The sequence below is a fragment of the Stenotrophomonas sp. DDT-1 genome (genome assembly GCF_001580555.1).
In the GTDB taxonomy this organism is placed as follows: Bacteria; Pseudomonadota; Gammaproteobacteria; order Xanthomonadales; family Xanthomonadaceae; genus Stenotrophomonas; species Stenotrophomonas sepilia.
Map to the genome: position 1 here is coordinate 21,733 of NZ_LEKR01000053.1, position 8,102 is coordinate 29,834.

General features: G+C 67.2%; 9 protein-coding genes. 2 read left to right on the plus strand and 7 right to left on the minus strand.

Going from position 1 to position 8,102, the window contains the following annotated elements:
* Positions 1 to 64: 64 nt before the first annotated feature.
* A complete protein-coding gene (locus tag AB839_RS18685) occupies positions 65 to 532 on the minus strand; it encodes a YbaN family protein (RefSeq protein ID WP_061480503.1) in 468 nt (155 codons plus the stop codon).
* A 31-nt stretch (positions 533 to 563) separates the two neighbouring features.
* Positions 564 to 1,151, minus strand: coding sequence for a biliverdin-producing heme oxygenase (locus AB839_RS18690; RefSeq protein WP_061480504.1), 588 nt, complete (start codon positions 1,149 to 1,151; stop codon positions 564 to 566).
* A gap of 107 nt (positions 1,152 to 1,258) precedes the next feature.
* On the opposite strand from AB839_RS18690, the gene AB839_RS18695 reads away from it, so the two are divergent.
* Positions 1,259 to 1,516 carry a DUF2789 domain-containing protein gene (locus AB839_RS18695; protein WP_005410930.1) on the plus strand — a complete coding sequence of 86 codons (258 nt, stop codon included), beginning with the start codon at positions 1,259 to 1,261 and terminating at the stop codon, positions 1,514 to 1,516.
* Positions 1,517 to 1,612: 96 nt separating this feature from the next.
* On the opposite strand, the gene AB839_RS18700 is transcribed toward AB839_RS18695, so the two are convergent.
* From AB839_RS18700 to AB839_RS18720, 5 genes are all read right to left on the minus strand, one after another.
* Entirely contained in the window at positions 1,613 to 4,531 is a 2,919-nt protein-coding gene (locus AB839_RS18700) for a TonB-dependent receptor (protein ID WP_061480505.1), read from the minus strand.
* A gap of 251 nt (positions 4,532 to 4,782) precedes the next feature.
* Entirely contained in the window at positions 4,783 to 5,718 is a 936-nt protein-coding gene (locus AB839_RS18705; RefSeq protein WP_061480510.1) for a FecR domain-containing protein, read from the minus strand.
* A gap of 104 nt (positions 5,719 to 5,822) precedes the next feature.
* Positions 5,823 to 6,323: an RNA polymerase sigma factor gene (locus AB839_RS18710; RefSeq protein WP_061480506.1), complete on the minus strand. Its 501-nt coding sequence runs from the start codon at positions 6,321 to 6,323 to the stop codon at positions 5,823 to 5,825.
* 84 nt (positions 6,324 to 6,407) lie between these two features.
* The gene (locus tag AB839_RS18715) at positions 6,408 to 6,899 is read right to left on the minus strand and encodes a hypothetical protein (RefSeq protein ID WP_061480507.1); all 492 of its coding nucleotides are present in this window, start codon (positions 6,897 to 6,899) and stop codon (positions 6,408 to 6,410) included.
* On the minus strand, positions 6,899 to 7,390 hold the full coding sequence (locus tag AB839_RS18720) for a hypothetical protein (RefSeq protein WP_061480508.1): 492 nt from the start codon (positions 7,388 to 7,390) through the stop codon (positions 6,899 to 6,901). The genes AB839_RS18715 and AB839_RS18720 overlap by 1 nt, the downstream gene beginning before the upstream one ends.
* A gap of 184 nt (positions 7,391 to 7,574) precedes the next feature.
* Between AB839_RS18720 and ppa the strand changes: the two genes are divergently transcribed.
* Positions 7,575 to 8,102 (plus strand): inorganic diphosphatase (gene ppa / locus AB839_RS18725; protein WP_061480509.1); only part of this gene is annotated, 528 nt, incomplete at its 3' end.

Consider the following 8,102-nt stretch of genomic DNA (forward strand, 5'->3'; position numbering starts at 1 on the left):
AGGGTCGGATCCCTTTCCTGCGGAAAGGGATCCGACCCCGATGGCGGCCACCGCCCGGGCCCGGTCAGCAGGCAGCATCGTCTCGGGTTCCAGCGGTATCGGGGGATGCGGCGCGGCGGCGGGCCGCGCGAGGATCGTTGGCGTCGTCCACTTCCACGACCGGATTGGGCTCCGGTCGCGGTGCCGGCCGGCTGAGCACGTAACCGGCGCTGGCGGCAAAGAACAGGCCCACGCCAAGCAACAGGCGCCACGACGGATGCGCGCCCCAGCAGAACAGGGCAAAGCCCGCCGCCATGCCTGCGCTGGCAAACGCCTTGCCCTTGCCCGACACGGCGCCCTGCTCGCGCCACAGCCGCAGCGACGGGCCATAGCGTGGATGCGCCAGCAGGCGCTGCTCGAACTTCGGCGAGCTGCGCGCGAAGCAGCCCACCGCGAGGATCAGGAAGATGGTGGTCGGCATGACTGGCAGCAATGCGCCGATCACCCCGAGGCCGACCATCAGCCAGCCCAGCGCGAACCAGAGCCAGCGCATCAGCGCTGCACCTGTGGGCGCGCGCCGCGCATCAGGCGAATTCCACTTCGACGTGGCGATGCACGCTGCGGAACGCAGCGTCGGCTGCATCGATCACCTGCTGGTCCTGCTCGGCACTCAGCGGCACCGCGTCCAGCGCAGCGGTGAACTCGCGCCAGTGGCGCGCTGCGCCATCGGGATGCGCGGCCAGGTGGCGGGCGCCGAAATCACGGTTCAGGCCGAGCCTGGCGGCCATCTTGTACAGGATGGTGCCGCCCAGGTTGGAGCCTTCAGCCACGTATAGCCACCCCAACGCGGCGGGCAGCGCCAGGTCCGAGGGCAGCGCGTCGATGTCTGCACCTGGCAGGGTCTGCTCCAGGTCCTGCAGGTCGCGTGCGATCTGTGCCAAGCGACGGCGCTCATCGAGATCGGGCAGCAGTGCGTCCAGCGCAGGGTTGGCATACAGCGCATCGATGCTGCGGTGGAAGCGATACTGCACGCGCAGGAAACGGGCGAAGTTGCTGCGGTCGGCGAAGATGTCACCGGCCATGATGCGCTTGTCCAGCGCACCGTGGCTGTCGCGGGTGGCGGCCTTGAGCCGCAGGCTGCGGCTGTCTTCGGGAGCGATGTGTGCGTTCATGGGGGAATGCCAGGAGGGTCGTCCTGCTGTAGACGTCTGCCACGGGGCTTTCCCCAAGGCCGTCTACACCGATAATGGGCCATCCCCTTGTCCATCCGGAACCGACGATGATCACCACCGAACCGCGCATGACCAACCTGTTCCTGCAGCTGGGCCTGGACGCCAGCGCCGAGGGCATCGCCCGCTTCATCCGCGAACACCAGCTGGCCACCGACGTCGAAGTGGTCGAGGCGCCGTACTGGAATGATGCCCAGCGCCAGTTCCTGTCCGAGTCGCTGCAGGCCGATGCGGCATGGACCACCGTGGTGGATGAGTTGAACGAGTCGCTGCACGAAGATGCGGTGAAGGCGTCGAGCGGGCTGTAAGTGCCCTGATGGGGGCGCCGGGCATGGCCCGGCGCTACCGTTGTCTCGCGCTGGGGTCAGAGCCCTTTCCGCAGGAAAGGGAGCCGACCCCGCAGATCAGTACTTCCAGGTCAACGCCAGCCTTGCGGTGCGACCCGGCGCCGGCATCACGCCGAGGGCGAGCGGGTCCAGGTAGTAACGGTCGGTCAGGTTATCGACGCCGGCTTCCACCGACAGCTGGTCGTTGAAGCTCCAGCTGGCGAACAGGTCGACCAAGGTGTTCGGCCGGTACAGCTGCTGGATCGCCGACAGGCCCACGTTCCAGTCCTTGTCCAGCGTGCTGATCGGGCCAGCGTTGTGGACCATGCGGGTGCCGAAGGTCAGGCGCTCGTCGAACAGGCGCGAGCCCAGGGTCAGGTTGACCATGTAGCGCGGCGGGTTCTGGGTGTTGGTGTACGACCCCTCGAAGCCGCCGTCCACGCAGTTGGGCGTGTGGGCCAGCTCATCGTTCCTGCGCTGTGCGCCATAGGCCCGGCGCTCGGCGGCGATGTCCGGCGCGCAGGTCTTGGCTTTGAAATAGTAATGCGCGGACAGGTCGGCGAAGACCTTGCCGCTGTCATAGCTGGACTGGAATTCCATGCCCGAGACCTTGAACTGATCGACGTTGCGGATCAGGCCGGCCGACAGCGTGCGGTAGTCACGGGTGATCAGGTCGTCGATGCGGGTATCGAAGTACGACAGCTTCAGCGCCAGGCGGTCGCCGGCGGTGAACAGGTCGTAGCGGAGGGTGCTGGCACCGATTTCCCAGCTGCGCGCACGCTCCGGCTTCAGCTCACCCACCGGCTTGGCGGCGGTGAACAGGCCCAGCGTGGTCTCGAACAGGCTCGGCAGCTTGGTGCCCTCGGCGTACTTCACATAGACCAGGGTGTCTTCGCTGAAGCGGTAGGCCACGCTGGCAGTCGGCGAGAACGCGGTGTCACGGCGGCGGATCGGCGGCGACCAGGTCCAGCTGACCGGCACTTCCAGATCCTGCGGTTTGCCGGCGTCATAGAAGTTCCACCCACCGATGTCGCCCACCGTGCCCTTCTTGTACGGCGAGGCCAGCAGCGATTCCTGGGTGAAATTGCCATTGGCATCCGGATACCAGTTCAGCAACGCGATGCGCTTGGCGCGCCACGAGGGCAGTGCCGGGTTGCCGTTGAGCAGCTCGGTGTAGCGGTACTGGCCCTGCACCTCATAGGTATCAGGCGTGGCCAGGCGGTTGCGGTCATGCACATCCACGCGGTTCCAGCGGCCGCCGGCCAGCAGCTCCCAATGTTCATCGGGCTGCCACTTCAGCGAGGCCACGGCGCTGTATTCCTTGCGCTCGGCGTTGCGCAGGAAGCGGTTGTTGACCAGGTCGTCGTGCTTGATCGGGCCCGAGCTGCCCGGGGCGATGTCTTCGTCGCTGTAGGACAGGCCGTAGTCGAGGGTGAACGCACCGGCGCGGGTATCGAACATCGAGGTGTTGCTGGCATCCAGTCCGAAGCGCTTCTGCCGCAGCGGATTGCGGTAGGCATCCTTGTAGCCGGGGTCGCCGCTGAAGCTGGGCGCGTCGTACCACTCGGTGCGGCGATCGAAGTACCAGGGGGTGATGCCGGTCAGGCTGTTGTACATCACGCTGTCGGTGTCGGTGTATGCGGCATTGACGCGTAGATCGATCAGCTCGCTGTCCGGATTGAAGCGGTAGCGCAGGCTGTAGCTGTCCATGTCGACGTGGCCCGGATCCCACTGCGGGATGCGGTCCCGATCCACCCGGATGATCTGCGAGGCCATGATCTCGCCGGCCGTGCCTTCATAGCGGCGGTAGCCGGCTTCCAGGCTCTGCGTGTCATCGATGCGCCAGGTGCCCTTGAGCAGCGCCGACTTCGAACGCGAGGAGGTGTTGAACACTTCGGTGCGCGGCGGATTCAGCGGCGCCAGCGTACGACGGGTCTGCGGGAAATCATCGTAGCCGTGTTTGCCGGAAAAGTAGTTGCCGTTGTCCCGGTACGCGTAGGCCGCAACCAGGTCGAAGCGGCCCCAGTGACCGGCACCGGCCACGTTGAAGAACTGGCTGCCGGTGGCGCTACGATCGGTGCGCGGCGTCGCACTGTAGGACGGCAGGTAGTTGGCACTGCCATTGGCCAGGCCACTGCGCACGCGCACGCCGAAGTCGCGCCCTTCGCGCAGCACGTCACCGATCTTCAGCGTCTCCATCTCGACCATACCGCCGATGCCACCGGAGGCGTTGGCCTGCAGGCTTGGGCCCTTGGTGATGGTCAGGCTGGAGATCAGGTCGGGGTCGAGGTAGGTGCGCTGTGACTGGCCCGCATAGCCGCGGTAGGTATCCATGCTGGACTGGCCACCGTCGATGATCACCGGTACGCGGCCCTGGCCCTGGATGCCACGGATGTTGACGTCGAAGCCATTGCCGACGCGCGGATCACCGGCGGTGACACCGGCCACACCCTTGACGATGTCACCGTTGGAGGTGCCGCGGAAGCGCTCCAGATGCGCGCGGTCGAGCGTGGTGGTCGAACCCACGCTGCGGTAGCTGTCGAGCAGGCGCGCTTCATCGTTGTTCGCACCGCTGTCGACGCGGTCGCCGGCCACACGCAGCGTGCCGGTGACGATCACACCGCTATCGGCCCGCACCGGCGTTGCTGCCTCCAGAGTGACCGCATCGGCGCTGACCCGGCGCACCGCCACGCCGCTTCCCTGCAGCAGGTGCTGCAACGCCTGGTCGGCCGACAGGCTGCCGCTGACCGCGTGGGAGGTTGCGCCGTGTGCCAGCGATGCGGGGTACACCACCTGCACGCCAGATTGGCGCATGTAGCTGCGCAGCGCCTCATCCAGCGGTTGTGCAGGAATATCGAAGCGCAGTACGGCCGCGTGGTCGCTGCGGGCGCTCTGCGCCAGTGCGGGTGGCGTCGTGCTGGCCAGCCCGGCGGCAAGCAACGCAATGCACAGACGGTACGGGCGCAGTACGCGGCCCGAGCGGTGGGAGTCGAACATGGAAGAACCTGTCAGGTAATCGGTGCCGCGAACGCGGCGTCATCCGCAACACGGGCGGACACGGCGACGTACGTGGCGACGGCGGGTACGTTCGCCGGATAAGACGGCTGGGCACGCGACAACCCCAAGAGCGATTTGCGGTCGCGGGGGATGCCGACGGTGCGCGGTGGTTGCCGACCGTTGGTCGGCCGGTGGCGGTGGGTGCCGACCGTTGGTCGGCACAGAGACGCTCATCCACGCGTGGCGTGGAGCTACTGCACGATGGCGACGCCGAATGGAAGACGAGTAACCTGAAGACCTGCCGCTACCGCCAGCGCGTCCAGCGCCTGCTCCGGGCGGTCGATGCGCAACGCAGCACTCACTGCAGGCAGACGTGACAGATCACCGCGCACGAAGGTCGGTCCCGCGCGATAGCGCCCCACCCACTGCACCGCATCGGCGACGCTGGCCTGCTCCAGCAGCAGCTCGCCCTGGCGCCAGGCGCCGACGCTGTCGGCGGTCACGTCAGCCCGTCGCATGACCCCGCCACGTTCAGTGTAGACGGCACGCTGCCCCTGCTGCAGGTAGGTCCAGCCACCGTCGGCCGGGCTGGCCACGCGCACCCTGCCCTGCCCAACCTGGGTTTCCACCCCCTCGTCTCCACGCGCCACGGTGAACGCGGTCGAGATGTCCTCGACCAGGCCATTGCCGGCGCGCACGCTGAAACGCCGCTGTGCATCCGGGCTGACCTCGAACCAGGCGCGCCCGCGCAGCAGCTCGACCTCGCGGGCGTTCGCATCGAAGCGCACGGCAATCGCACTGTCCGCATCCAGCACCGCCCGACTGCCATCGGGCAGCCGCACGTGCTGCACCTGATGCGTGCTGCGATGATCGGACTGCAGGCGCAGCCACGCCTCCGGCCATGCCACCAGCATCGCCAGCATTGCCGCCACAGCCATCGCCCAGCGCAGTCGATGCGGCCGACGCCGTCCGCTGGCCCCGGCGGCCTGTGGGCGCGGCCCGACACTGCGCCACAACGCGCGCTCGTGTTCGAAGGCCCTGCGGTGCCCCGGCTGTTGCAACCAGTGCTCGAACGCCTGCATGCGTGCATCGCTGATGTCACCCGAGGCCAGCCACGCGATCCAGTCCCGGGCCTGTTCGGCCAGGGCATCGTCATTGGCGGCGGGCTGCATGTTCGGCGGGCTCATCGGCTGGCGGACAGGCGCATTCAAGCGCAGGCGGGGGAACTGGACCGCATCCACGGTCCAGTGATCAAGACGTCTGCGCGAAGGCCAGCCCCAAGCCGGCGCGCTCATCGACCGCTGCGCGCCCAGGCCAGGCGCTGCAGCGCGGAGCGCACATGATTCTCGACGGTGGTCACCGACACCCCCAGGCGGCGTGCGATCTCGGCCTGGGTGAGGCCCTGCAGGCGGTTAAGCCGGAAGATGGTGCGGGTCGGCTCCGGCAGGTGACCCGCCGCATCGAGCACCCGCTGCAGCTCATCCTGTGCCATGGCCTGCTCCTCGGTGGAGATCACCTCGTCGGCCCCCCACAGGTAGTGGTCGGCCAGCAGCCGGTTGCGGCGGCTCGATTCGCGGCCGTGGTCAGTGGCAAGGTTGGCGGCCAGCCGATACAGATAGGCCCGCGGGTTGCCGATCGCCTGGCTGTCATCGACCCCACGGGCCTTGAACCAGACCGCCTGGATCACGTCCTCGGCGCCGTTGTCGCCCCCGAGGATGCGCTGCACCCGGCGCAGCAGCGCTGGCCGCTCGCGGATCAGCAGCTCAGTGAGGGAGGCAGCATTGGAGGACATGCGCGGAGCCGGGACGACAGACGGGAGGCAGCGCGCATGCTACTCCGGTAATGCGAATAAGTCACATTCGTATCGTTGCCGGGGCTACAGGCAATCAACCAGTGCGTCGTACGTATTGGCAGTCGTGCCGGGCAGCGGCGCGTGCAACGCATCGAACCCCTCCCCCGTTTCCCACACCTGCAACAGGGTTTCCAGGCGTGTTCCGGTTGCCAGCGGCAGCACGCAGGCATAGCGTCCGCGGTTGACCGTGATCAGGCCGCTGGACTTTACCCTGGTGTTGCTACCGGCGAAGGTCCATACACACTGGACAACCACCCCCGTGGCCTGATCCACGGAACAGCGCAGGCGCATGGCCCACAGATTGATGTACTCGCCCTCGCAGAAGGTATCGCCACATACCTCATCGAAGCCACGCACCAGTTGCCGCTCGGCAGCAAGGAAACGCTCGTGGCCGCCCCCCGGGCCGGCGTAATCCCGCGCATCGACGAACGCAGGCGCAGCCTGAGCGACACCGGCGCACGGCAGGCTGACAGACAGCACGCCACACAACAGCCAGCATCTACGGAAGCTCCCCATCAGCCCACCCTCCCCTGCGTGCGCAGGCATTCAGGCAGCCCATCGAAGAGACCATGGCCAAGCCCGGGCAGAGGGGCGATCAGGCCACCCGGCGCTTCCAGGGAGGCGTAGAACGCGTCGACGGGCACCCCGGGCTGCATTTCGACCGGACAGACCCAGCTCCCGTTGTCGATCCGCACGTGTCCCGTGTCGGGCTCAACCTCCAGCTCGCTGGCGGCCACCACCCAGACACAGCGCTGCACGGTGCCGCGGTGGGCGAGCACGGCGCAGCGGAACTCCATCACCCGGTAGTTGCTGTAATCACCTTCACACAAGGTGTCGGCACACCATGCGGCGAATTCGCCGGCGACCGCGTCCTCCAGCGCAAAGGCACGGTCCCATCCGGCCTCGTCGGAGGGATAGTCAATCAGGTTGACATGCAACCCGCGCGCGAGCGCGGGCAGCGGCGCCAGCAGCAGCAAGGCACAACAGCCCAAGCGGTTCCAGTTCATGGCAAGTCTCCTTGGCAAGGACGTCCAGCCTGCCGCGGGGACCGGGTCGAACCCATCGGGAAACCCCGCCCCACCCGCTCCGCCAGGGGCGGGCGCGCAGGTCGGCCCAGCCCTACCCTGCACAGCGCCCGGCAAAGGCATAAAATGGTGAGCTATCCGTCTATATCCCCACCTGGAGCACACCATGGGCCTGGAACTCGTCTCGCCCGGCAAGAACCCGCCGGAAGAAATCAACGTCATCATCGAGATCCCGAAGGACTCGGAGCCGGTGAAGTACGAAGTGGACAAGGAAACCGGCGCGATCTTCGTCGACCGCATCCTGTCCACCCCGATGCGCTATCCGTGCAACTACGGCTACGTGCCGAGCACCCTGTGTGGCGACGGCGATCCGGCCGACGTGCTGGTGGTGCTGCCGCTGCCGCTGGTGCCGGGCTCGGTCGTGCGCTGCCGTCCGGTCGGTGTGCTGAAGATGAGCGATGAGGCAGGCAGCGACGAGAAGATCCTCGCCGTGCCGGTCTCGAAGATCTTCAGCGGCTACGCCCACGTCGAAGACATCGCCCAGGTCTCGAGCCACTGGCTGGAGCGCATTGGCCACTTCTTCGAGCATTACAAGGACCTGGAGAAGGGCAAGTGGGTCAAGCTGGACGGTTGGGGTGGCGCCGCTGAGGCCAAGCAGATCCTGATCGAGGCGCACCAGCGCCATCTCGACAGC

Bases quoted from the DNA above. Each gene is read 5' to 3' on its own strand.
- AB839_RS18720 (WP_061480508.1), bottom strand. From the start codon at position 7,390: ATGAACTGGAACCGCTTGGGCTGTTGTGCCTTGCTGCTGCTGGCGCCG.
- AB839_RS18710 (WP_061480506.1), bottom strand. From the start codon at position 6,323: ATGTCCTCCAATGCTGCCTCCCTCACTGAGCTGCTGATCCGCGAGCGG.
- AB839_RS18700 (WP_061480505.1), bottom strand. From the start codon at position 4,531: ATGTTCGACTCCCACCGCTCGGGCCGCGTACTGCGCCCGTACCGTCTG.
- AB839_RS18715 (WP_061480507.1), bottom strand. From the start codon at position 6,899: ATGGGGAGCTTCCGTAGATGCTGGCTGTTGTGTGGCGTGCTGTCTGTC.
- AB839_RS18685 (WP_061480503.1), bottom strand. From the start codon at position 532: ATGCGCTGGCTCTGGTTCGCGCTGGGCTGGCTGATGGTCGGCCTCGGG.
- AB839_RS18705 (WP_061480510.1), bottom strand. From the start codon at position 5,718: ATGAGCCCGCCGAACATGCAGCCCGCCGCCAATGACGATGCCCTGGCC.
- AB839_RS18690 (WP_061480504.1), bottom strand. From the start codon at position 1,151: ATGAACGCACACATCGCTCCCGAAGACAGCCGCAGCCTGCGGCTCAAG.
- AB839_RS18695 (WP_005410930.1), top strand. From the start codon at position 1,259: ATGATCACCACCGAACCGCGCATGACCAACCTGTTCCTGCAGCTGGGC.